This window comes from Blautia sp. JLR.GB0024 (genome assembly GCF_037000545.1).
GTDB classification, from domain to species: Bacteria; Bacillota; Clostridia; order Lachnospirales; family Lachnospiraceae; genus Blautia; species Blautia celeris.
Map to the genome: position 1 here is coordinate 33,581 of NZ_JBANBF010000022.1, position 23,807 is coordinate 57,387.

At 48.2% G+C, this 23,807-nt stretch carries 20 protein-coding genes; 17 read left to right on the forward strand and 3 right to left on the reverse strand.

Annotated elements, in window-relative coordinates:
- Positions 1 to 76 precede the first annotated feature (76 nt).
- The 5 genes from rhaD (at position 77) to V8Q34_RS25405 (ending at position 7,636) form a co-directional block, all read left to right on the forward strand.
- Positions 77 to 904 (forward strand): rhamnulose-1-phosphate aldolase, encoded by an 828-nt coding sequence (gene rhaD / locus V8Q34_RS25385; RefSeq protein ID WP_033142391.1) that lies wholly within the window; start codon positions 77 to 79, stop codon positions 902 to 904.
- 253 nt (positions 905 to 1,157) lie between these two features.
- A complete protein-coding gene (locus V8Q34_RS25390; RefSeq protein WP_335836559.1) occupies positions 1,158 to 4,436 on the forward strand; it encodes a response regulator in 3,279 nt (1,092 codons plus the stop codon).
- A 31-nt stretch (positions 4,437 to 4,467) separates the two neighbouring features.
- Positions 4,468 to 5,502, forward strand: coding sequence for a Gfo/Idh/MocA family protein (locus V8Q34_RS25395; RefSeq protein WP_033142324.1), 1,035 nt, complete (start codon positions 4,468 to 4,470; stop codon positions 5,500 to 5,502).
- Between the two features lie 140 nt (positions 5,503 to 5,642).
- Positions 5,643 to 6,572, forward strand: a complete 930-nt coding sequence (locus V8Q34_RS25400; protein ID WP_118743287.1) for a DUF2156 domain-containing protein — start codon at positions 5,643 to 5,645, stop codon at positions 6,570 to 6,572.
- 8 nt (positions 6,573 to 6,580) lie between these two features.
- Positions 6,581 to 7,636 (forward strand): GNAT family N-acetyltransferase, encoded by a 1,056-nt coding sequence (locus tag V8Q34_RS25405; protein WP_148392659.1) that lies wholly within the window; start codon positions 6,581 to 6,583, stop codon positions 7,634 to 7,636.
- Positions 7,637 to 7,746: 110 nt separating this feature from the next.
- Here the strand turns inward: V8Q34_RS25405 and V8Q34_RS25410 are convergent, their stop codons facing one another.
- On the reverse strand, positions 7,747 to 8,136 hold the full coding sequence (locus V8Q34_RS25410; RefSeq protein WP_033142327.1) for a desulfoferrodoxin family protein: 390 nt from the start codon (positions 8,134 to 8,136) through the stop codon (positions 7,747 to 7,749).
- 217 nt (positions 8,137 to 8,353) lie between these two features.
- On the opposite strand from V8Q34_RS25410, the gene V8Q34_RS25415 reads away from it, so the two are divergent.
- From V8Q34_RS25415 to V8Q34_RS25470, 12 genes are all read left to right on the forward strand, one after another.
- Entirely contained in the window at positions 8,354 to 9,448 is a 1,095-nt protein-coding gene (locus V8Q34_RS25415; RefSeq protein WP_335836560.1) for a 2-oxoacid:acceptor oxidoreductase family protein, read from the forward strand.
- Positions 9,448 to 11,673 (forward strand): thiamine pyrophosphate-dependent enzyme, encoded by a 2,226-nt coding sequence (locus V8Q34_RS25420; RefSeq protein WP_335836561.1) that lies wholly within the window; start codon positions 9,448 to 9,450, stop codon positions 11,671 to 11,673. Before V8Q34_RS25415 ends, V8Q34_RS25420 begins: the two co-directional genes overlap by 1 nt.
- Before the next feature lie 88 nt (positions 11,674 to 11,761).
- Entirely contained in the window at positions 11,762 to 12,715 is a 954-nt protein-coding gene (locus V8Q34_RS25425; RefSeq protein ID WP_033142330.1) for a calcium/sodium antiporter, read from the forward strand.
- A 252-nt stretch (positions 12,716 to 12,967) separates the two neighbouring features.
- Complete coding sequence (locus tag V8Q34_RS25430) at positions 12,968 to 13,909, forward strand: hypothetical protein (protein WP_227210810.1); 942 nt, start codon at positions 12,968 to 12,970, stop codon at positions 13,907 to 13,909.
- 66 nt (positions 13,910 to 13,975) lie between these two features.
- Positions 13,976 to 14,641, forward strand: a complete 666-nt coding sequence (locus tag V8Q34_RS25435) for a response regulator transcription factor (RefSeq protein ID WP_033142331.1) — start codon at positions 13,976 to 13,978, stop codon at positions 14,639 to 14,641.
- Positions 14,638 to 15,654 (forward strand): sensor histidine kinase, encoded by a 1,017-nt coding sequence (locus tag V8Q34_RS25440; protein WP_298078708.1) that lies wholly within the window; start codon positions 14,638 to 14,640, stop codon positions 15,652 to 15,654. The genes V8Q34_RS25435 and V8Q34_RS25440 overlap by 4 nt, the downstream gene beginning before the upstream one ends.
- 139 nt (positions 15,655 to 15,793) lie before the next feature.
- Positions 15,794 to 16,561: an ABC transporter ATP-binding protein gene (locus V8Q34_RS25445; protein WP_244805958.1), complete on the forward strand. Its 768-nt coding sequence runs from the start codon at positions 15,794 to 15,796 to the stop codon at positions 16,559 to 16,561.
- Positions 16,551 to 18,572 carry an FtsX-like permease family protein gene (locus tag V8Q34_RS25450; protein WP_335836562.1) on the forward strand — a complete coding sequence of 674 codons (2,022 nt, stop codon included), beginning with the start codon at positions 16,551 to 16,553 and terminating at the stop codon, positions 18,570 to 18,572. The genes V8Q34_RS25445 and V8Q34_RS25450 overlap by 11 nt, the downstream gene beginning before the upstream one ends.
- Before the next feature lie 298 nt (positions 18,573 to 18,870).
- Entirely contained in the window at positions 18,871 to 19,575 is a 705-nt protein-coding gene (locus V8Q34_RS25455) for a response regulator transcription factor (RefSeq protein WP_335836563.1), read from the forward strand.
- The gene (locus tag V8Q34_RS25460; RefSeq protein ID WP_244805956.1) at positions 19,572 to 20,513 is read left to right on the forward strand and encodes a sensor histidine kinase; all 942 of its coding nucleotides are present in this window, start codon (positions 19,572 to 19,574) and stop codon (positions 20,511 to 20,513) included. The genes V8Q34_RS25455 and V8Q34_RS25460 overlap by 4 nt, the downstream gene beginning before the upstream one ends.
- 92 nt (positions 20,514 to 20,605) lie before the next feature.
- Positions 20,606 to 21,520, forward strand: a complete 915-nt coding sequence (locus V8Q34_RS25465) for an ATP-binding cassette domain-containing protein (RefSeq protein ID WP_103732829.1) — start codon at positions 20,606 to 20,608, stop codon at positions 21,518 to 21,520.
- 11 nt (positions 21,521 to 21,531) lie between these two features.
- Positions 21,532 to 22,239 (forward strand): hypothetical protein, encoded by a 708-nt coding sequence (locus tag V8Q34_RS25470; RefSeq protein ID WP_033142393.1) that lies wholly within the window; start codon positions 21,532 to 21,534, stop codon positions 22,237 to 22,239.
- A gap of 12 nt (positions 22,240 to 22,251) precedes the next feature.
- Here the strand turns inward: V8Q34_RS25470 and V8Q34_RS25475 are convergent, their stop codons facing one another.
- On the reverse strand, positions 22,252 to 23,043 hold the full coding sequence (locus tag V8Q34_RS25475) for a class I SAM-dependent methyltransferase (RefSeq protein WP_244805955.1): 792 nt from the start codon (positions 23,041 to 23,043) through the stop codon (positions 22,252 to 22,254).
- Positions 23,040 to 23,642, reverse strand: coding sequence for a TetR/AcrR family transcriptional regulator (locus tag V8Q34_RS25480; RefSeq protein ID WP_033142339.1), 603 nt, complete (start codon positions 23,640 to 23,642; stop codon positions 23,040 to 23,042). The genes V8Q34_RS25475 and V8Q34_RS25480 overlap by 4 nt, the downstream gene beginning before the upstream one ends.
- Positions 23,643 to 23,807 lie beyond the last annotated feature (165 nt).

Genomic DNA, 23,807 nt, shown 5'->3' on the forward strand with positions numbered 1-23,807 from the left:
ACCGCAGCGGCTGCAGGGAAACATGTCCGGCAAAGGGCATGGTTATCCGCAGAGGAGAAAGAAAGGAACAGGAAAAATGAGAGTATTGGAAGCAAAATTTGTACAGGGCTTTATGAGAATGGCAGATGACGGCTGGAATCAGGGATGGCATGAGAGAAACGGCGGAAATCTGACTTACCGTATGAAAAAAGAGGAAGCAGAGTCCATAAGGGAAGAGCTGTCAGAGGATGGAGAGTGGAAGGAGATCGGGACAGCGGTTCCCGCACTGGCCGGGGAGTATTTTCTGGTGACAGGGAGCGGGAAGTACTTCCGCAATGTTATGAGCGACCCGGAGGATTCTATTGCCGTGATCGAGCTGGATGACAAGGGTGAAAATTACCGCATCTGCTGGGGGCTGGTGAACGGGGGAAGACCTACCAGTGAACTGCCGTCCCATCTGATGAATCATGAGGTAAAGATGCAGGCGACCGGCGGGAAGCACAGGGTGATCTACCATGCGCATACTACAAATGTGATCGCACTTACATTTGTTCTGCCGTTGAAGGATGAAGTGTTTACCAGGGAGCTGTGGGAAATGGCAACCGAGTGTCCTGTGGTATTCCCAGATGGAATCGGCGTTGTGGGCTGGATGGTACCGGGCGGAAGAGAGATTGCGGTTGCTACCAGCGAACTGATGAAAAAGTATGATGTGGCTGTTTGGGCGCACCATGGGATGTTTTGCTCAGGGGAGGATTTTGATCTGACTTTTGGGCTGATGCATACAGTTGAAAAGTCGGCGGAGATTCTGGTGAAGATGCTGTCTATGAGGCCGGATAAGCTGCAGACGATCACTGCGGAGAATTTCAGGGATTTGGCGGTGGATTTTAAGGTGGAGCTGCCGGAGAGATTTTTGTTTGAAAAATAGAGGGAAGAGGCTTACTCTGGGGGACCGGAGGGGCCTCTTTTTTGGGCCCCTCTGCCAGCCGCCTTCTGCCGTACCCCTTTCACCTGGTTTTATAGGGCGGTAAGTGAGATGAGAAGAGGAGGGATTTTTTTGAGTTTCTTAAATATGGAGGATGGGAGGGATTTTTTATGGAATCCTGCCGGATTAAATGATACAATAGTATCATTAGGGAAATTGGAACGGCCGGGGTGACGGTTTGTAAGGAGATAATCGTATGTATGATGAGATGCAGGAGAGAGTAGAGGGGTTTGCCTCGCTGATTTTGAGAAGATATTTTTGTGAGTCGGATGTGGAGTTTCTGATATCTACGTTTGATGACGATATTGTCTGGCTGGGGGCCGGGCCGCAGCAGCGGGCAGAGGGGAAGGAGGCTGTGGCAGCCTGTTTTCTGGAGGGCAGGGAAGATCTGGCGCGCTGTCATATGTACGGGGAGCGGTATGTGACAAGGGCGCTTTCCGGGGATTGCTTTCTCTGTGAGGGGGACAGCTGGATTCAGCCGGGAGAGGATACCGGGCTGTATTTTAAGACGCATCAGAGGATTACATTTATCTTCCGGTTAGTGGGGGATGAGCTGAAGACGGTTCATATCCATAATTCCGTGGATTTTTCAGATATCCAGGAGGGAGAGCTGTTTCCGGTTCAGGCGGGCAGGGATGCTTACAGAAAGCTGGAAGAAAAGCTGGCGGATAAGGACAGACAGATAGAGCTCATGCTGTCTCAGCTTCCCGGCGGAATGATGATCTGCCGCAGGGATGAGGTGTATTCTGCCAAGTGGATCAGTGATAATTTGTGCAGTCTCATGGGCTATGTGGGGCCTGAGGAATTCAGCGAGTGTACTAAAAACTGCTGCAGGGGCTTTATACTGCCGGAAGATTACAGCGGTATGAGGAGGCTGGCAGAAGAAAGTCTGGCAAAGAGTGATCTCTATTATGTGGAATATCGTGTCATGAAAAAGGACGGAAGCTGGTTCTGGGCATCGGACATGGGGAAACGTGTGTGGGATGAGGACGGGGAGGAAGTGATCTACTGCTTCATCGCGGATATATCAGAGAAGAAGGAGAGAGAACTCCAGGCTGAACTGGCGGGAAGAGAAGCTGCCCGGCAGACACGTTTTCTCATGCAGCTTTATGATTCCATACCCTGCGGTATTCTGCAGTTTGAACCGGAGCCGCCGTACCGCATCGTCAATGTCAACCGGAGAGTCTGGGAATCTTACGGCTATGAATCTGAGGAGGAGTACAGAGAAAAATACTATAGTCCGCTTCTGATGGTTCTGGAAGACGAGAGGAAAAAAATAGAAAAGAAGATACTCAGCCTGCGTGTGGGCGGCGGTACTGTGACCTACACAAGACAGGCAAGAAGAAAAGACGGGGCGCCTATGTGGATCAGTGTGATCATGGAACGTCTGGTCAATGCGGACGGCGTGGATGTTGTGCAGGCTATCTTTACGGATATTACGCGGATGCATCTTCTGCAGGCAGCGCAGGAGCTGGAGCAGAGAATTGAAAACCAGTCCCTGCGGGCAGCTACCTGCACGGCATATCCTCTGATCATGAGTGTTAACCTGACCAAGAATACTTACAACTGTTTTATTGAGGAACAGTACTGCCCGTTTGCCAGGACCGGGAATTATGAAGAGATGCAGAAACGGACGCTGGAGGATATCTATCCCTCTTACAGAGAAGATTTTGAGAAATTTTCCGGAAGGGAATCCGTTCTGAAACGGTTTAAAAACGGCGAGCGGGAGCTTTACATGGAAATGCAGGAAAAGGGCCACGACGGAAAATACCACTGGATATCCATACAGCTTATCTGCGTGGACAATCCTGTAGGGACAGATGTACTGGCCATAGAGCTGGTGAAGGTGCTTGACAGCCAGAGAGCAGAGCAGGCCAGACAGGAGCAGCTCTTACGTGATGCACTGGCAGCAGCCAAAGCGGCAAACAGCGCCAAATCGGACTTCCTGTCCAGAATGAGCCATGATATCAGAACTCCCATGAACGCCATTATCGGCATGAGCACCATCGGACAGATGAAAATTGAGGAAACACCCAGAGTCCAGGATTGTTTCCGGAAAATTGACGCTTCATCCAGATATCTGCTGTCCCTGATCAACGATATTCTGGATATGTCCAGGATAGAGACCGGAAAAATGGAGATCAACAGCAGAAAATTTAATTTCGCTGAGCTGTACGAAGAAATCTCCTCCATTATCTATCCCCAGGCTGTGGAGGCAATGATAGATTTTGAGGCCCGGCAGATCGAACCCATTGAACATTACTATGTGGGGGATGCCCTGAGGATCAAACAGATACTTATGAACCTGCTGTCCAATGCCCTGAAGTTCACACCGGCAGGGGGAAAGATCCTTGTGTGTACCCGGGAGGAAAAACGTACCAATGGACATGCCTATGTATGCCTTATGGTTGAGGATAACGGCATTGGCATGTCGGAGGAATTTATGAAGCGCATTTTCCAGCCCTTTGAGCAGGAGAGTTCAGAGAGCGCCAGAAACAATGTGGGCAGCGGCCTTGGGCTTTCCATTGTCTATAATCTGGTTCAGCTTATGGGCGGCAGTATCCGGGCGGAGAGCCGTAAGGGCGAGGGAAGCAGATTTACGGTATGCCTTCCTCTCGGTCTGGTGGAGGACGATGAGGAGGAAGAGTACAGACGGAAGACCAGAGAGCTTATGAAAGATGTGGAGGTTCTGGTGGTGGATGACGATGAGCTGGTGTGTGAGCAGACATCCGCCATTCTGGAGGAGATAGGCGCCCACTCCATCTGGGTGACTTCCGGCCGTGAGGCTGTAAAGCAGGTCAGCGATGCCGTTTCAGAGGGAAGGACCATAGATGTGGCCATGATTGACTGGAGGATGCCGGATATGGACGGTGTTGAGACAACACGCCGCATCCGGGCACTGACCGGGACAGAGACCATGATCATCATCATATCTGCATACGACTGGAGCAGCATAGAGGAGGAGGCCAGACAGGCAGGGGCCAATTTCTTTATCGCAAAGCCACTTTTCCGTTCCACTATTTTTGATACGTTCTCCAGGCTGGGGACAGCGTGCGGGGTGAGCAGGGAAGCAGAGATGGAAAAACAGGATTTTGGGGACCGCCGCGTTCTTCTGGTGGAAGACAATGACCTGAACCGGGAGATCGCCCAGTCTCTTCTGGAGATGCACGGAATACAGACAGATACAGCCGAAAACGGTGCTGAGGCTGTAGCGGCATTTGAAAAGGCACCGAAAGGGTATTATTCAGCGGTACTGATGGATATCCGTATGCCGGTCATGAACGGTCTGGAGGCTTGCAGAAGAATACGGGATCTGGAAAAACACAAAGGGGGAATGGTCCCGATTCTGGCCATGACGGCAAATGCGTTTGATGAGGACAAGGCGCAGGCCTATGAGGCGGGAATGACGGGATATCTGGTGAAGCCGCTGGAGGTAAAGGCACTTTTGGAGGAGCTGCAGACAATCTGGCAGTAAGAGAGAATCGTTTTTACAGGAGGGAATTTTTATGGAGTTGAAGAAAATCAGAATGGGTATTGTGGGGGCAGGCACCTGGGGACAGACACACGCATCTATCTATGCGGAGCATATCTGCGCTGATCCCGTAGCTATCTGTGACAGCAGGGAGGAGCGCGCCAGAGAGATCGCGGATAAATACGGGATCGGGAAGGTGTACACAGACTATCACAGTCTGGCAGCAGACCCGGATGTGGACGCGGTAGCCATTGTGACGCCGGACTTTGCCCATGCGGACATTGCGGTGGCAATGGCAAATGCGGGCAAGGATATTTTGATCGAAAAACCACTGGCAACCACCAGGGAGGACATTGAGAGAATCTGCAAGGCCGTGCGGGAGAACCATGTGCGCTGCATGGTGGACCTGCACAACCGGTGGAATCCTCCCTTCAACACAGCCAAGCAGGAGGTGGAGTCGGGAAAACTGGGAACACCTTACACAGGCTATATCCGCCACAGCGATGTAAAATGGGTGGCGACCGATATGCTTTCCTGGGCTTCCAGGTCCTCAATCCTCTGGTTTCTGGGCAGCCACAGCCTTGACACTCTGCGCTGGATCTTTCAGGATGAGGTAAAACGTGTCTACGCTGTGAAGCGGAAAGGAATCCTGGAGGAAATGGGCGTGGATACCGATGATATCTACCTGACCACCATAGAGTTTGAGCACGGCGGCATCGCCCATATGGAAAACGGATGGATCACCCCCAATGGAAATACTAATGTGAATGATTACAAATTCAGCGTTCTCTGCACAAAAGGCATGATCAATATGGATTTGTCCAGTCATAACCTGATCCAGGAGGTGACGGAGGAGAAAGCCAGCACGCCGGATATCCTGGTATCCAACCGGGTCTTTGACCGCTGCAAGGGACTTTCCTATGAAAGTATCCGCGATTTTATTGATCGCCTGGTGGACGGCAGAGAGTTCCGTGTCTCCATGGAGGATGCCAGAAGAACCGCCATCGCCATTTTGGCTATTATGGAATCAGCAGAAAAAGGCATGCCGGTGGAGGTGCATTACGATTAAAATGTGACGAAGTCTCTTTTCATATTTCTGAATGTAGTATATAATCTGAAAAAAATGTTATAGATAAACATATATGGTCAGTGCAGTAAGTGCGCAGGCCTGTTGGACAGATACTATGATTTTCAGATATGGAGGACAGAATGGATTTACATTTTAAACCGGTAGAAGCAGAAGATATAGACAGACTCACCCCTCTTTTTTGCAGGCGGCCGAATAAAACGTGTGACAGCGTGTTTCTGGACAGCTTCATCTGGAGCAAACTTTACGGTGTCCGTTTTGCAGTCAGTGACGGCAGGGCGATCCAGTGGCTGATGGAGAACGACGGCATTACAGGGACAGCTATGCCGATCTGCAGTCAGGAAGATCTGGAACATTACTTTGGTGAGATCGTGGAGTATTTTAATACAGTGCTGAAGAAACCTTTATACATCCATCTTGCCGATGAGGAGGCAGTGATGGCTCTTGGGCTTATGGAGCAGAAAGACAGATTTCTTGTGACTGAGCAGGAGGATTTGAAGGATTATCTGTATGATGGGGATGCTATGAGGAGCTTGTCCGGAAAGAAGCTGCATAAGAAAAAAAATCATCTCAACGGATTTAAGAGGGCATATGAGGGCAGGTATGAATACCGCCGTCTCTGCTGTTCCGACAGAGGGGATGTGTGGAAATTCCTGGACCACTGGAGAGAGCAGAAGGGTGAGGAAGTGGAAGAGCACCTGGACTACGAGGTGGAAGGTATACACGAGATCCTGAAGAACTGCTCCAATCTCCAGGTCCGCATGGGTGGTGTCTATATTGACGGCAAATTGGAAGCGTTCACCATTGGCAGCTATAATCCGCTGGAGAATATGGCAGTGATTCATATAGAGAAGGCCAACCCTGAGATACGCGGACTGTACCAGTTCATTAACCAGCAGTTTCTTCTGGCTGAATTTCCGGAGGCAGAGCTTATAAACCGCGAGGATGACCTGGGCATCGAAGGGCTGAGAAAGGCGAAGATGTCTTACAATCCCGTGGGATTTGCCAGAAAATATGAAGTCAGACAGATTGATTTCAAGGCAGAAGTGTGAGGTGCGGCATGGAAGTGCGGTATCTGGACAGTTCTGAGAAAAAAAGGTGCAGGAGTCTCTGGGAGGAGGCATTCCCGGAGGATTCGGCATCTTTTGTGGATTATTATATGGAAGAAAAGACAAAGGACAACCGGATTCTGGTTCTTGAGGAAAACGGCAGAATCCTCTCCATGCTCCACAGAAATCCCTATGAGGTCTATGCAGGGGACAGGCTGTGGAAATGCGATTATATCGTAGGCGTTGCCACAGCAGAGGCTGGGCGGCGAAGAGGATATATGCGCAGGCTTATGGAGCGGGCGCTGGCGGATATGAGAGCAGAGGGGATGCCCTTTTCCTTTCTCATGCCCGCGGCAAAAGAGATTTATCTTCCTTTTGGTTTTACTTTTATTTTTGACCAGCCTGAATGGGAACTGCCGGCAATGCGGATTCAGGACAGCACACTGGCAGTGCGGCAGATCACCGGTGGTGCATCAGAGGAACTTATGGAGAGCGCAGGCAGATGGATGGAACGGTGGCTTGGAAAGAGGTATGAAGTTTTCACCAGACGTGATGCGGAATATATGAGGCGTCTTGTAAAAGAGATGGAAAGTGAGAACGGAACTTTGGAGGAGATTCAGGAGAAGGGGAAAACCGCCGGTTTTTTGGGGACATGGGGCCTTGACGGGCAGGAGCAGCGCCTTCTGCTGGCAGAACCTCCCCTGTTACGGGAAAAGGGCAGGGCCAGACCCGCTGTTATGGCAAGGATCGTGAGCCTGCCTGATTTTGTGAAGGTGATCCGCCTGGCGGAGGAAGCGCCTGCAGAACGTCTGGTCTTCTGTCTGGAAATAACGGATGAGCTGTTAGCGGAGAATCAGGGAGTGTTTCGCTGGACCCTTGACCGGACTGCATCTTTTCTTGAACGTATGTCTGCGGCAGAAGACGGAAAAGACACCTCCGGAATCATAAAAATCCACATCCGGGATCTGACGGCCTGGCTTTTCGGATACCGTGTGCCCGGGAAGATTCCGGCAGAAGCCGTGTTTATCCGTCCTATCCGGGGTGTGTTTTTAGATGAAGTGGTTTAAGCCGCAACTCCTGCAGACAGTGATGCACGGCCTGTTGAAAACATTTTTCAAAAAAGCTCCGGTTCAAAAGGTTTTACACCCTTTGGACCGGAGCTTTTTTAAGATGCGCTCTAATGGATCTCTGTTTTCCAAAATCCGTGCAGATTACAGTATGCGTAGGCTGCCACGGGTTTGTCCCCCTCTGTGAGGGCAAAGCAGGCTTTGGGATCACCGTCTGACTTTAAACGGACTCTCTGCAGGCCCTTTTCCGTTTCCAGACAGATAAAGCCGATGCTGTGTTCCTCTGTCATGGGATGGGCAATACTTCCGACATTTACGGTGACCGTATTTCCGTTCTGCTCCACAACCGGAAGATGCTTTTCTGAGGCTCCTTCGGATGTGTTGGCCGTTAATTCCGTCAGCTCTTCTCCGCAGCAGGAAAAGCTGGCTTTTGGATCTGCACAGATGACTTCGATCAGTGTGCTGCATCCTTCTCTGCTGTAAAAATGCGGTTCATTCATAATTTATTACCTCCTTGTCTGTAATAGTTCGGACAAGCCGAACTGTTACGCATCCGGCCATTAAAAATTGCTCCGCGATGGACCGGATGCCTTATAGTCATTCCCACAGAACGTGATGTTTATGTGTTTCCTTTGACATGGTCCGTGCATTCTTTTGGTATAACTTTTGTGATTTTATGGATAATAAGTGGTAACTGAGAAGAAGGAGAGAATGCAAATGGATGAAAAAATAAATCTGCCCATTGTCAACGAAGAGGGATGCTATGAGATTCGCCTGGAGAGTATAGGCGGCCTCGGTGCAAACCTGTGCGGAAAGCTTTTGGGAGAATTGGGGGCATCGTATCTGGGGCTCAATGCATCCAGTTTTTCCAGCTATGGTTCTGAGAAGAGAGGGTCACCGGTAAAGGCATTCATCCGCTGGTGTGCGCCGGACAGGGAAATCCGCATCAGCAGTCCGGTGGAAAAGCCCTATATCCTGGGCCTCTTTCACGAAGCCCTCGCGGGGAAACTGCCGGTCACAGCCGGTGTTCTGGAGGAGACGAAAGTTGTAATCAATTCCCCGGAGTCACCGGAAACGCTCAGGGATAATCTGAAGCTTTACGCAGGCAGTGTCTATGCAGTGGATGCCCTGAAAATCGCCATGGAGAGCAAAAGCCGGGTAAACATGGTGATGCTTGGAGCCATTGTAAAAGCCGCCGGATTCATACCGCCGGAACGGGTGTATGATCTGGTAAGAGACACGGTGGGAAAGAAGTATCCCGCACTTCTGGAGCGGAATCTGGAGGGTGTGAAACGGGGATATGAGTCGGCGGAGGAGGTACATTTTTCTCCTGACGGCAGATATGAAAAGGTTCCCTACACAGAGGTACAGAACCGGTGGGGCTATAAAAATGCTCCGTACGGAGGCGTAAACACCCGCTATGGGAGTACGGTATCCAATGATCTCTCCGCGTCCAGGGAAGGATACATTCCCCTGTTCATCCAGGACAGATGTATCAACTGCGGCCTGTGCGATTCCACATGCCCTGATATGGTCTTTCAGTTCGTGAAGGGGGAATACAAGGGCAGAGAGGCAATGGTCAACAAAGGTCTTGACTATCATCACTGCAAGGGATGCCTGCGGTGTGTGGATGTATGCCCTGTCAACGCTCTGGTACAGGGGGGTGAGAGAGAACACCCGGATAAAAAATGGTTTGTCAGAAACAAGGATCTGATCGTGGATCATCTGGAATTTGAGGATGCAGGGGCAAATTCCTGGGTGACAAGCGATTCTTATCTGGAAGAGCGGAGAATGGATGGAGGGCTGGTTTGATGGAGAGACAGAAAATATTATTTGAAAGCGGAAATGAACTGGCGGCTTATGCGGCAAAACAGATCAATTACCATGTAATGGGCTATTATCCCATCACCCCGTCCACGCAGATTGCGGAATTCCTGGATTTGATGAAGGCAGAAGGAGAACATGATATTTCCCTGATCGCAGCGGAGGGAGAGCACAGTGCAGCAGGTATCTGCTACGGCGCGTCAGCAGCAGGGGCAAGGGTTTTTAATGCCACCAGTGCCAATGGGCTGCTGTACGCGCTGGAACAGCTTCCGGTACAGTCGGGTACCCGTTTTCCCATGGTACTCAATGTGGCCTGCAGGACTGTCTCAGGCCCCTTGTCCATCAAAGGGGACCACAGTGATATTATGTATACGCTGAACACAGGCTGGATCATTTTATTTGCGGATACTCCGCAGGCAGTCTATGACATGAATCTGTGTGCCCTTAAAATTGCCGAGAAAGTCAGGCTGCCGGTGATCGTGGCCTTTGACGGATTCTTTACCAGCCACCAGAAGAAAAAATGCTACGTGTTTGAGGATGACAAAACCGTGGGGGATTTTATCGGTGCTTACGATGCCGAATACTCCGTGCTGGATTTGGAACATCCGGTGTCCATTGGCTCCTATATGAATGAACCGGATACGCTCAACAATAAATACCAGCTCCACCTTGCTATGGAACAGGCCCGCAGGGTGATTCCCCAGGTGCTGGAGGATTATGAAGCCCTGTCAGGGAGAAAGTACCCGCTGGCGGAAGGCTACAGGAATGAGGATGCGGAGGTGATCTTATTTCTGCTGGGTTCTTCTTATCATACAGCAAAAACAGCGGCTGACCGAATGCGGGAAGAGGGCATACGGGCGGGTGTTGTGACCCTTCACGCCCTGCGGCCTTTCCCTGCGAAGGAACTGTATGAGCTGTGCAGAAGCGCAGTGACTGTGCTGGTAGCAGACCGGCAGGACAGCTACGGTGCCGGAGGAGGCAACATGACACTGGAGCTGAAGGCAGCTCTGAAGGACCACAACAGTAAAGCCAGGGTTTTAAGCCGCGTTTACGGGCTGGGCGGAAGGGATTTCTATGTGCAGGACGCCCTGGAGCTCTTCCGGCAGTGTCTGGACGGACAGGCAGCAGCTTTTGATTACCTGGGGGTCTATCCCGGAGAGGAAGATCTGCAGGTGCAGCAGTATTTTGCCCCGATCAGCAAAGAGGATGCATCACCGGGATATATATACAGCCGGATGGAGGAGAATGGAACCATAAAAGTGACGGGAGGAAGAGTTAACGAGAGCACAGCCATGCCGAAACGTCTGGCTCCCGGACACGGAGCCTGCCCCGGCTGCGGTATTCCGGTCAATGTAAATCTGCTCTTAAAGGGCATTGAGGGAAATGTGGTGCTTTTGTTTCAGACAGGCTGCGGTATGGTAGTCACAACCTCTTATCCAAAGACCGCTTTCCGTGTTCCCTATATCCACAATCTGTTCCAGAACGGCGCCGCCACGCTGGCAGGAGTTGTGGAGGCTTTCCGGCAGAGGCGGAAGCGGGGAGAACTGCCGGATGAGGAGATCACCTTTGTTATGGTCAGCGGTGACGGCGGTATGGATATCGGCATGGGGTCAGCACTTGGAACTGCTCTCAGAAATGATCATCTGATCATTTTCGAGTATGACAACGGGGGGTATATGAATACCGGATACCAGTTGTCCTATTCAACACCCAAAGGCGCCAAAAGTTCCACATCCCATATTGGAAAAGAGCAGTACGGAAAGACATTTTTCCACAAGGATATGCCCATGATCATGGCTGCCGCCAATCTGCCTTACGCAGCTACGGCAGCAGAATCCAATCCGGCAGACTTTATCAAAAAAGCGGCAAAGGCCAGGGAGTATGCGTCCCGTTTCGGCACAGCATATATAAAGACACTGTCCGCCTGTCCTCTGAACTGGGGAGATAAACCGAACACGGAGAGAAGGGTTATTGAAGCTGCTGTGAACTGCTGTTATTTCCCCCTCTATGAGATAGAGAACGGCATTACCACACTGAACTACGACCCGGAGAAACGGAAGAAGAAGATTCCGGTCACAGACTGGCTGCAGCTTATGGGCAGGACACGTCATCTGGCGGAGGAATCCTACAGCCGGGTAGCAGAAGAAATCCAGACAGAGGTGGACAGACGCTGGGAACGCCTGAAGGCCAGAGCGGAACATCCCCTTCTTTAGACTTGACTGGAGGCGGTATTCATCATATTATAGGAAATGATGGAAATTTGTGTCATAATTTTACAACTTAAAAAGAGAGGGAAATAATATGATGTATCTTTGGCTGCTGCTCGGCTTTGTCTTTCTGGTAAAGGGAGCGGATTTATTTGTGGACGGCTGTTCTTCCATAGCGAAGACGCTGCGGGTTCCGTCCATTATCATCGGTCTGACGATTGTAGCATTCGGCACCAGCGCGCCGGAGGCATCGGTCAGTATCATGGCATCCCTGTCAGGAAATAATGATATTGCCATCAGTAATGTCATTGGTTCCAACCTGTTCAACAGCCTGGCCGTGATCGGCGTGTGCGGTGTGGTCCTCCCCATGAAAATACAGGGCGGCCTGCTGAAAAAGGAGATGCCCTTTTCTATTCTGGTCACAGGGCTGCTGCTTTTATTCTGCATGTTTTCCATTGGCGGAGGAAAGGGAGTTCTGCAGATCGGACGCCTGGAGGGGCTGGTTCTGCTTCTGTTGTTCGCGGGATTTCTGTATATGCAGATCAAGTCAGCACTGAAGACCCGCACCATCCGGCCTGAGGAGGAGAATATCGGCAAAAAGCTCAGTCCTGTAAGGAGTGTTGTATATGCGGTTCTGGGTATTGCCATGATTATCATAGGCGGAGAGCTGGTGGTTGACAGCGCAAGTGAGATTGCCGCAGCCTTCGGCATGAGCCAGACACTCATTGGTCTGACCATCGTGGCGATCGGTACCTCCCTTCCGGAGCTTGTAACTTCTGTGGTTGCCTCCACAAAGGGGGAGAATGATCTGGCTATGGGCAATGTCATAGGGTCCAATATATTTAATATTCTGCTGATCCTTGGTGCGTCAGCAGCAATCTCCCCGATGACTATAAGTATGGAGTCCATCTATGACGGAGCCGTGCTGCTGGTTATGAGCATCCTTCTTTTTTTCCTGGCAAAAAAGGGAGAAGAGATCAGCAGAAAAGAAGCAGTACTGCTTCTGGTACTCTATGGGGGATATACGGCTTATATCATCATGCGGTGATAAAAAGGGATTCGTTTGAGTCGGCAGCAGCGGAGTCATGAAAATGGTTCTGCTGCTGTTTTTATGTGTAGACATAAGAGAGGCTTTGTGTTATACTGTTTTTATTCTGATGGCAGTCTATGCCAATGAAAGTTCTTTGCAGTTCTGCAAAAGTTCCACTTGAAAAATAATTGAAAAGAAGCAGGTGATGCCTATGGGCTGAAATCTTTCTTGTACCATTTGGCAGGTGTATGTTACAATGAAGGAGGATAAATGAAATTAAAATTAGTACGTGGGATACAGACGGTTTTCCGCAGGATCCATGTTTACCGGCAATATAAGGACCGGCTTTTCCGCATGATTTTTCATGACAGGGAAGAGCTGCTTTCACTGTATAATGCGGTGAATGGAACGGAATATACAGACGCCAATGCGTTGATTGTTATGACACTGAAAGATGTGATTTATCTGGGAATGAAAAACGATGTGGCTTTTTTGATCGGATGTGATTTGAACCTGTATGAACATCAGAGCACCTGGAATCCGAATATGCCTTTGAGGGGGTTGTTATACTTTGCGGATATGCTTCGGGGATATATTGAAAAGCAGGATCTGGATATCTATTCTTCCACCCGTATAAGCCTTCCTGTTCCAAGGTATATTATCTTTTATAACGGAACCCGGGATGTGCCGGATAGATCAGAGCTTTTGCTGTCTGATGCTTTTGACGATACGACCGGTGAGGCTCCCGCACTGGAGTGCAGGGCTGTGGTGCTGAATATCAATAAAGGGCATAATCAGGAAATTATGGATAAATGCAAACGTTTGTCAGATTATGCATATTTTATTCAGGCAGTGCGTGATAAGCTGAATCAGGGATTCTCTTTGGAAATTGCCGTTGACCAGGCAGTACAGTTTTGTATCGAACAGGATATTCTGGCAGATATCCTGAGTCAGAATCGGGCGGAGGTGATGAATGTGTTGCTGACAACCTATAATAGAAAACAGCATAACAGAACCCTGCGGGAGGAAGGTCGAGAAGAAGGTCGAGAAGAAGGACGGGAAGAAGGTCGAGAAGAAGGACGGTGTGAAGGTATTAACCGTATCAACGAACTGAACCGCCGGCTGCTTCTGGATGACAGGAAAGAGGATATGCTGAGGGCAGTTCAGGACTCGGCGTATCAGGAAGAACTGTTAAAGGAATATGGCTTATAAGAAGCGATAGAACATAGGTCCTATTCTGCAGCCGGAGACCGGCAGGCCATGCATGGGAGGCACAAAATGGAAAAAATACTGATTGTGGAGGATGACAGGAAAATAAGGGAAGAGCTTTGCAGTGCCCTGGAGAAAAAGGGGTATGCTTGTATTCTGCTTGAGCAGTTCGAAGATGTGGCAGGACAGATACTCCGGGAAGCACCTGACCTGGTGCTGCTGGATTTGAATCTGCCGGTACAGGACGGATTTTATATCTGCCAGGAGGTAAGAAAACAGACAGATGTGCCTGTGATCGTTGTCACCAGCTCAGACAGTGATATGGATGAGCTTATGAGTCTCCACGCGGGGGCTGATGATTTTGTCACCAAACCCTACAATATGCATGTGCTTCTGGCCCATATCGCTACCGTGCTGCATAGGGCTTACGGAAGGAAACCATCCATGGTCCTGACCCACAACGGCCTGTCCCTTGACCTTATGAAAAGCAGAATCTCTTTCCAGGGCAGAGAGGCGGATCTGACAAAAAATGAGATGGGCATTTTGAAAATGCTGATGGAACATGCAGGGAGTATTATTTCCCGCACAGATTTGATCTGCAGTCTGTGGGCAATGGAAGAATTTGTGGAGGACAGCACCCTCAATGTGAATATCAACCGCCTCAGAAAGAAACTGGCTGATTTGGGCCTGGATCATTACCTGGTCACAAAACGGGGACAGGGGTACATGGTATGAAATTCTCAGAGTATGTCAGGGATAAATGGTTTGCCATCAGCGCAGGATTTCTAACCTGCTTTTTAGCGGCCCAGTTTCTCTGGATCATGGGTACGGATAAATTGGTGATTGCTGTTGTGGCGGTTCTGTATTTTCTTGGCCTTTTCTGTACAGCCTGTTATGACTGTTTCAGAAAGAAGCAGTATTATGACCATCTGGAAAGTACCTGGCAGGAACTGGAGGAGAAATCCTATCTGTCTGAGATCATAGAGGAGCCTGATTTTTATGACGGCAGACTTTTATACAGGATCATTAAGAGGAACGGCAAATACTTAAACGATGTGATCGCGGACCAGCAGCTTGAGATGATGGAATACAAAAACTATGTGCAGACCTGGGCACATGAAATAAAAACGCCGATCGCGGTGGAACACCTGATCATAGACAACCACAGAGGGCCTCTGACGTCCAGCCTGGAGGAAGAGGTGGAAAAAATAGAGTCCTATGTGGAGCAGATGCTATACTATACAAAAAGCGGCAGTCTGGAGTCTGATTACATCATTCAGCCTGCCAGTCTGAAACATATGGTGATGGAAGTGATCCGAAAGAACACGAAAATGATGGTGGCAGCAGGGATACTCCCCAGACTGGAGAATCTGGATCACGAAATCCTCACCGATACAAAATGGATGGTCTTCATTCTGGGCCAGATCGTCACAAACGCGGTAAAATACAGTGACAGCAGCAAAAAATCCTGCATTTTTTTCAGAGCCGAAGAGACAGCGGGGGATATGGTGGAATTTACCGTGGAAGACAACGGAATCGGTATCCCGGCATGTGATCTGTCCCGTGTATTTCAAAAAGGATTCACCGGAGAAAATGGAAGGGTGGTCCAGAAGTCCACCGGAATGGGGCTGTATCTCTGTAAAAAACTCTGTGACAAGATGGACATTCCTCTGGCGATCCGGTCAAAGCAGGGGGAAGGGACAAAACTGATCTTTCAATTAAAAAAAAGCTTCTCAATACCTGAGTAAGGGAATTGGGAAGCTTTTTTGACTGTGCTCTTATATTACAAAAATGTAATTTTAATGTTATGAAAACACGTTTTACCGGCAGAAAAATAATGGTACACTGTGTGCATAAAGAAGGGAACAGGAAAGGAGACAGGAAGAAATGAAAACAATTTTAAAAGTAGATAATCTTGAAAAATTTTATAAAAATAAAGGCAGTCTTACAAAGGCAGTGAATCATATCAGCTTTGAGGTACAGGAAGGAGAATACCTGGGAATCATGGGTGCCTCCGGCAGCGGCAAAACCACTCTATTAAACTGTATATCAACCGTTGACCATGCAACAGCAGGCCATATTTATGTAAATGGAAAGGACGTCACGGATATGAAGGAAACCGCCCTTGCCAGATTCCGCAGAGAGGAGCTGGGATTTATTTTCCAGAGCTTTAATCTGCTGGACACACTGACAGGCCGTGACAATATTGCGCTTGCCCTGGCAATCTTGGGTGAACATCCGAAGAAAATAGACGGTAAGATCAACAAAATTGCCCAGGAACTGGGGATCGGAGAGATTCTGGAGAAGTATCCCTATGAGATGTCGGGAGGGCAGCAGCAGAGAGTTGCCTGTGCCAGAGCCATTGTTACCAACCCCTCCCTGATCCTGGCAGATGAACCCACAGGCGCACTGGATTCAAGATCCGCAGGCATGTTTCTGGACAGCCTGGGACTTTTAAATGAAGAAAGACATGCCACGATCCTGATGGTCACCCATGATGCTTTTACAGCAAGCCACTGCAAACGCATTCTCTTTATGAAGGACGGCAGGATATTCAATGAGCTGGTCCGGGGGGCTGATTCCAGGAGAGCGTTTTTTGACAAGATTATGCAGGTAGTTTCCCTGCTGGGAGGTGACAAGGGTCATGCGTTCTAAGAAAAGAATATCAAAAAAAGTATTTAAAGAGCTGGCAGCTAAAAATGTGAAGAAAAGTGCAAAGGATTACTTTATCTATTTTTTTACCCTTACCTTTGCCGTATGTCTTTTTTACACCTTCAACTCCATCAAAGATCAGTTTGAGATTCTGGGAATCCCGGACACTTTCAATTATCTGGCAGCATCCCAGGGGGCGATCGCAGCGGTTTCCGTTGTGTCCTGTATGATCATTGGATTTCTGGTTTCCTATGCCAACCGTTTTTTGATGAAGCGAAGGAAAAAGGAGTTTGGTGTCTACTTTACTTTGGGAATGGACAGAAGAGATGTGGGCAGGCTATTGATGAAAGAGACCATGAAGATTGGCAGTGCGGCTCTTCTATCCGGACTTCTGCTGGGAATCGGCACATCTCAGGTGCTGTCCATGATTACTGCCAGAATCTCAGGGGCGGGGCTAGGCAGTTACAGTTTTATATTTTCTTTCGGTGCGGCTGTGGCTGCTGTCATTTTCTTTGGCCTGACCTTTGCGTTTGTCCATTTTTTCAATGTTCGGGAATTAAAGAAGATGGAGCTGATCGATCTGCTCTATGCGGACAGAAAGAATGAGGAAGTGCCGGAGTCAAAGAAAAGAGATGTGCTTTTGGGAATCCTCTCCATTCTGCTTTTTGTCTCGGCCTTTCTGCTCATATTCTGCCTGTCAGAAACAAAATTTCTGGAAGCCCTGACAGCAGGTGCTGCCCTGGCGGCAGCCGGCACAGTCCTGTTTTTTATATCAGCAGCCGGCATTGCCGCAGATATCATGAAGAAGAGAAAGGGGTTTTACTACAGAAAGCTGCATATCTTTGACGTGAACCAGCTTGGAAGCCGTATAAAAACAGCCGGGATATCCATTGCAGTTGTCAGTATCCTTATGTATTTGTCTGTTTCCGTTATGGGGATAGGCATGGGGCTGGGGCAGAGTGCCATCATCAAAAAGGATAAGACAGCGCCTTATGACATCAGTGTTGAGTACTATTACTTTGGGGATTCCACGGATGATGAGATGAACGGGATGTCTGTTTTGGAGAAGCTGGAGCAGCAGGGGGCAGCACTTCCGCAGTATCTGGAAAGTTCTGCGGATCTGACCATGTATGAACAGGAAAACCTGACAGAAAGCAGCCTGTTTGCCATCTGTACAGAGAATACAAAAGTAAGAAGAAATTTTGAGGATCCTCCTGTTTTGCTGCTAGGTGCTGATGATTACAATAAGGTAAGAGAACTGCTTAAGCTGGAGCCGATCACTTTAGGAGAAAATGAATATGCATTTACCTACAATGAACCGGATGCGAAAGACCTCCTGTCAGAATATGCCGGGAAGCAGAAGGAGCCGCTTAAGATAGGAGGCAAAGAGCTTACCCTGAAGGAAGGCGGCATATATGAAACAACACTGTACAACAGTAATATCTTCGGCGATATAGGGACTCTGGTGGTGCCGCAGAAGACGGCTGAAACAGGTACACCGTATTTGAAAGTAAATAATGGCATGTTTAAGGGAAATGCGAATATCGCATATGAGGAGGCAACCGCGGATCTGAATAAGGCGAAGAACTTTATCTATATAAGTCAGAAAGACATCAATGTGGAGATCATGTCAGACCAGTTGACCTCTTCCTATGTGGGAATTTATCTGGGTATTATATTTCTGGTGACCGCCGGAGCCGTGCTGGCGCTGCAGCAGCTTACCCAGTCAGCGGAAAATGAAAAGCGTTATGCTCTTCTGTTTAAAATGGGCGCAGGAGAGAAGCTGATGAGAAAATCCCTTATGACCCAGATGAAAGTGTACTTTGGTCTGCCCTTTAGCCTGGCGGCCCTCAACGCGGCATTTACTATGGCAGGAGCATATAGAAATATTCCATATCTGACAAAAGGAGAAGCATTTCAGAATATCTTTTTTGCAGCAGGACTTTCGATTGTTATATATGCGGTTTATTTCATGACAACGTATTCAGGCAGCAAACGAATCTTAAAATTATAAAGAAGGGGGGCCGAAAACGGTGTTCAAATATCTGCTGCCATGCTATAATAAATAAAAGAACCGAATACTTGTCAACAAGGTAAGCGCAGATTTCTCCGGCCGTCTTGGCGAAGGAGGAAAGGCTGATAAGGCTTAACATTTGTTTCCCGGACAAATTGGCGGATGAATATAACACTGGCAGAAAATGAAAATGGAGAAGCTGTTGACTCATAGAATACAGGAAATTCTATGTATCAGCAGTTTCTTTTTCTATGGTAGTTCATACGGTACCGGTATCCGCAGAAGAAGGAGAAGATATATGAAACTGTTGATCGTAGAAGATGATCCGGAAATCAGTGAAATGCTGAAGGATTTTTTATTAACGGAAAATTTTGAGGCTGATACAGCCCATGACGGGGCAGAAGCCTGCAGTATGTTTGAATCTGTGTCTTATGATCTTGTGCTGCTTGATCTGATGATACCTAAAATCAGCGGTATAGAGGTATTGCAGCGAATCAGAAGAAAAAGTGTGGTTCCGGTTATTATTATCTCGGCAAAAGACAGCGATTCTGACAAAACTCTTGGGCTGGGCCTTGGCGCGGATGATTATATCACGAAGCCATTTTCCGTGACTGAGGCACTGGCCCGCATTAAAGCCAATCTGCGCAGGTCCAACCAGTATGCAGCAGCGGCCCTGGGCAGATCAGAAGACAATAACAGCAGCATCGCATATGGGGAGCTGGTACTGAATCCCGATGATTACACTGTGCTGAAAAACGGCAGGAGCGTGGAACTGACCGCAAAAGAGTTCGGCATTTTGAAGCTGCTTCTGCAGAATCCGAAAAAGGTATACACTAAGGCCCAGATCTATTCCCTTATCTGGAATGATGCCTATTGTGGGGACGAGAACGCAGTAAACGTCCACATGAGCAGACTGAGGACTAAAATTGAGGATAATCCCCGTACACCGAAATATATCGTAACCGTTTGGGGAATCGGTTATAAGTTAGGAGAGATCAAATGAGTCAGGATACGATCATATTTTTTCTGGCTGCAGTTATTGCAGTGCTGTCTTTTGTGGTCCTGTACCAGCGGTTCGTATTTCGGAAGGGAATACAGAAGAAAATCGGGGATATGGGAGATACATTGGAGCAGATACTGGACGAAAAAAGTGACGAAAAGGTTATGGTCTTTACGGATGATAAAGCTCTCATTCATCTGTCCTCACAGATCAACCGTCTTCTGGATGACAGGCAGAGAATCCAGGCAGATTTCAGGCGGTCCGAGATCTCTGCGAAAAATATGCTCTCCAACATTTCCCATGACATCAGGACACCTATGACCGTTATCCTGGGGTATCTGGAAATCATGCGCCTGGAAGCGGAGGGGAAGGACAAGATGGTTGCGAAGGTGGAACAGAAGGCCCGGAAAGTTATGGAGCTGATCAACCAGTTTTTCACACTTGCCAAGCTGGAATCCGGGGACACACAAGTAGAGATGGGACGTGTGAATCTGAGTGAGTGCTGCAGGGAAAATGTGTTGGATTTTTATGAGCTGCTCACCCAGAAGGAATTTCAGGTGGAGATCGAGATCCCGGAGGAACCGGTGTTTGTTGAGGGCAATGAGGAGGCGCTTCAGCGTATACTTTTTAATCTGATTTCCAATGCCGTGCGGTATGGTTCTGACGGAAAGTATCTGGGCATAGCTGTTCGTACCGAAGGGGTATTTGCCTTGATCCATGTGACGGACAGAGGAAAGGGAATCGAGAAAGCCTTTGCCGGTACCGTGTTTGAGCGGCTTTTCACCATGGAGGACTCCAGAAACCGGGAAATCCAGGGGAACGGCCTGGGCCTGACCATTGCCAGGAATCTGGCTGTGAAGATGGGAGGGGACATTACACTTGTGAGTGAACCGGATGTCAGCACAACCTTTACCGTAAAACTGAGGAAAATGACATTTTAGCATCCCGCGAAAGAAATTCGTAAGAATTATGCAAGAGTTTTGCAAATCGGGCTCTCTATAATAAGAAGTATCAAGGGAAGGAGAGAAGAGAAATGACATATATTCTTCAGACGAACCACGTGACAAAATCTATAGGAAAGAAGGAACTGGTCCGGGATGTGAACATCCATATAAAAAAGGGAGAGATTTACGGATTTCTGGGACCGAATGGGGCAGGCAAGACAACGGTTATGAAAATGATCACTAATCTGTGGAAGCCTACAGAGGGAGAAATCGAAATCTTCGGGGAAAAACTTACACCCACATCCTATGGAGTGCTGAAACGGATGGGAAGTATCATAGAATTTCCAACTTTTTATGAAACCATGAGCGGGTATGACAACCTGGTACTGCACTGTGAATACATGGGATACCACAATCCGGGGAGCATTGAAAATGCCCTTGAACTGCTGCATTTAACAGAAGCAGGGAGCAAGCCGGTCAAAAGCTATTCTCTGGGCATGAAGCAGCGTCTGGGAATCGCCAGGACTATCCTCACGAAACCGGAACTTCTGGTTCTGGATGAGCCGACCAACGGCCTGGACCCGGCAGGAATGAAACAGATCCGCGATCTGCTTAAAATGCTCTGCGCAGAATACCATATCACGGTTATGATATCCACCCATATTCTATCAGAAATTGAAAGCATTGCAGACACTATTGGCGTCATTGACCATGGTAAGCTGGTGAAGGAAGTGCCAATGAAAGAGGTTGCGGAGATGAATACTTCTTATATCTATCTGGAGGTCAATGATAACAAACGGGCATCCTATGTGCTGGCCGATAAACTGGAACTGGATAACTTCAAGATCATGGACGGACACAGAATCCGTATTTATGACAGCCGTGTCACCACACAGGAGATCACCAGGGTCATGCATGACAATGGAGTGGAAGTGATCTCTATTGGAAAACAGATGGAGACTCTGGAGGATTATTTTTTGAAGCTGACGGCAGATGGGGAGTGAGGAATATGGATATGTGGAAATTAATAAAACTGGAATATAGAAAAAATAACATTAAGAAATATTTGTGGGGTGCTGTGGCAGCAGCAGTGCTGTTGGGGATTTTTATGTTTGCCCTGGCTTTTCTCGGTATTGCCAATGATCCCGACACGGGGGTGCCGGATGCGGCACCCGGAAATGAAGTGATCTCCGCGTCGGTGGAGCTGTTTACCAGTATGGTATTCCTTGTATTTACCAGTGTGATGCTGTCCACTTTTATTGTCAGTGCTTATAAGAATAAGACCATGAACCTTATGTTTTCTTATCCCATTAAGCGCCAGAAGATTATTGCTTCGCAGATGGCGGCTGTGTGGATCTTTAATTTTACAGCGCTGGTGCTTACAAAATTACTGCTTTACGGCACTATTTTAATAGGTTCCAGGTTCATGGCGTCATCGTTTATACTGGATTATCATATGGGGAGTCTGGGGTTTTATATCCAACTGCTTCTGAAATCAGCCGTTATTGTCAGCATGAGTTTTATCGCCCTGTTCACAGGCCTGGCTATGAAATCCTCCAAGGCAGTGATCGTCACTTCATTTCTGCTGATCTTTCTGACGCAGGCAAATGTAGGCGACTTTACGCTGGCGGACAATGCTGTGTTTCCGGTAATTCTGACACTGATTTCCCTGCTGTTTGCATTTCTTTCCGTATGCGGGGCGGAGAAGAAGGACCTGATTTGACAGAATAGATGTCTATTTTTGGAATATATCAAGCGCATGACTTGTGATACCTGCCAGATCCTCCCGTTCACAGGTGGCAAAGTGGTATTTCAGATAAAGCGCAAATGCACGGTCATCCATTGCGTCCACTGCTTCGCGCATACACAGGGCGAAACCGTCTGCTGCCACGTAATGCAGCCGGGTTACGGGAAGTTCACACATCAGGTCATCAATGTTTTCCTTTCTTACAAGTTCAAACAAATCTTTCGGTTTGGATATGGCGGCAAATGTATGGGGGTCAAGCTGGCCCCCTTCTATATATTCCGCAACATTGATATTGCCCCGGTGGAATCCTTCATCCAGGAGACAGCCGTCAGATATCACATAAGCGGCAAAGATCACGCCTCCTTTTTTCGTCACACGGATGGCTTCGCGCAGTGTCTGCAGTTTATCCTCCCTGCTGTACAGGTGGTACAGAGGGCCGAGAAGCAGCGTAATGTCATAGGTATCGTTGGGGAAGGCGGATAAATCCATGGCGTTTCCATGGGTGATGGATATGCGTTCCTCCTCCCGGGTGTTTTTGCGGAAAACCTCTATATTGTGCGCAACCAGTTCCACGGCATCTACCGTGTATCCCTGACGCGCCAATGCATGGGAGTACCGGCCGGTTCCGGCACCAATCTCCAGTACCCGGTGGCAGGGTTTTATATATTTTTCGATATAATGCATTGTGGTGAGAAACTCAACAGAGCCGTGTTTTGATATCAGCCGGCTGTCCTCGTCGTAATGCTTGTAAAAGTCAGTCAGGTATGGATTTGTTTTCATACGGCACCCCTTTCGTCAGGAAATTCCCAATCCGGCTTTTCCTGTTTTATAAAAGCAGACAATACATTTCTGAGCATTTTTTCAGCGGTTTCTCTGTTTAGAGCTGTTTTTTTCGTCACGGTCAGAACGGCGATGCCGTGGGTATAGAGAAATAGATCCAGAAATATGACTTTCCCGTTTTCCGGTTCCAATCCCATGGACGCGGAGAAACGTTCTGCATTTCTTTCATTGTCACTTTCCCTGTAAAAGTCCTCTGCATCGGTCATCATCAGATCCATATCATTTACAAACAGCAGTTTAAACAGATGCGGCTCCCTGTCGGCAAATTCCAGATATGAAAGAGGAAGTAATAAGCAGAAGGGGGTATGGGCGGAAGTTTGATAATGTATCACGTACTGTTTGTAATATTCATATGCGAATGTAAGAAATTCTTTTTTTAATTCCTCCATGTTTTCATAACAGGTAAAAATTGGCCGGGTGGAACACTGCAGTTTATTTGCAATGCTTCTGGCATTGACCGTTTCAAATCCGGATTCTCTTGTGATATCCAGAACCGTATTCAAAATCATTTCTTTCGATATTTTGGCTTTGGGCGGCATGTACGAACCTCTCTATGTAAAGTTTGTAAGGTAACATATGTTACATAACTATTGTTGCATAAGGTGTGGATAATGTCAACAGAGAGTTTTATATTTTTTACAGGGGGAGGATTTTCGGAGATTCATGATCGCAGTGAAAACGGCGGTTTTGAATGATATGGCAAA

Bases quoted from the DNA above. Each gene is read 5' to 3' on its own strand.
- V8Q34_RS25445 (WP_244805958.1), top strand. From the start codon at position 15,794: ATGAAAACAATTTTAAAAGTAGATAATCTTGAAAAATTTTATAAAAAT.
- V8Q34_RS25390 (WP_335836559.1), top strand. From the start codon at position 1,158: ATGTATGATGAGATGCAGGAGAGAGTAGAGGGGTTTGCCTCGCTGATT.
- V8Q34_RS25430 (WP_227210810.1), top strand. From the start codon at position 12,968: ATGAAATTAAAATTAGTACGTGGGATACAGACGGTTTTCCGCAGGATC.
- V8Q34_RS25435 (WP_033142331.1), top strand. From the start codon at position 13,976: ATGGAAAAAATACTGATTGTGGAGGATGACAGGAAAATAAGGGAAGAG.
- rhaD (WP_033142391.1), top strand. From the start codon at position 77: ATGAGAGTATTGGAAGCAAAATTTGTACAGGGCTTTATGAGAATGGCA.
- V8Q34_RS25415 (WP_335836560.1), top strand. From the start codon at position 8,354: ATGGATGAAAAAATAAATCTGCCCATTGTCAACGAAGAGGGATGCTAT.
- V8Q34_RS25400 (WP_118743287.1), top strand. From the start codon at position 5,643: ATGGATTTACATTTTAAACCGGTAGAAGCAGAAGATATAGACAGACTC.
- V8Q34_RS25450 (WP_335836562.1), top strand. From the start codon at position 16,551: ATGCGTTCTAAGAAAAGAATATCAAAAAAAGTATTTAAAGAGCTGGCA.
- V8Q34_RS25480 (WP_033142339.1), bottom strand. From the start codon at position 23,642: ATGCCGCCCAAAGCCAAAATATCGAAAGAAATGATTTTGAATACGGTT.
- V8Q34_RS25405 (WP_148392659.1), top strand. From the start codon at position 6,581: ATGGAAGTGCGGTATCTGGACAGTTCTGAGAAAAAAAGGTGCAGGAGT.
- V8Q34_RS25465 (WP_103732829.1), top strand. From the start codon at position 20,606: ATGACATATATTCTTCAGACGAACCACGTGACAAAATCTATAGGAAAG.
- V8Q34_RS25440 (WP_298078708.1), top strand. From the start codon at position 14,638: ATGAAATTCTCAGAGTATGTCAGGGATAAATGGTTTGCCATCAGCGCA.
- V8Q34_RS25420 (WP_335836561.1), top strand. From the start codon at position 9,448: ATGGAGAGACAGAAAATATTATTTGAAAGCGGAAATGAACTGGCGGCT.
- V8Q34_RS25395 (WP_033142324.1), top strand. From the start codon at position 4,468: ATGGAGTTGAAGAAAATCAGAATGGGTATTGTGGGGGCAGGCACCTGG.
- V8Q34_RS25410 (WP_033142327.1), bottom strand. From the start codon at position 8,136: ATGAATGAACCGCATTTTTACAGCAGAGAAGGATGCAGCACACTGATC.
- V8Q34_RS25455 (WP_335836563.1), top strand. From the start codon at position 18,871: ATGAAACTGTTGATCGTAGAAGATGATCCGGAAATCAGTGAAATGCTG.
- V8Q34_RS25475 (WP_244805955.1), bottom strand. From the start codon at position 23,043: ATGAAAACAAATCCATACCTGACTGACTTTTACAAGCATTACGACGAG.
- V8Q34_RS25425 (WP_033142330.1), top strand. From the start codon at position 11,762: ATGATGTATCTTTGGCTGCTGCTCGGCTTTGTCTTTCTGGTAAAGGGA.
- V8Q34_RS25460 (WP_244805956.1), top strand. From the start codon at position 19,572: ATGAGTCAGGATACGATCATATTTTTTCTGGCTGCAGTTATTGCAGTG.
- V8Q34_RS25470 (WP_033142393.1), top strand. From the start codon at position 21,532: ATGTGGAAATTAATAAAACTGGAATATAGAAAAAATAACATTAAGAAA.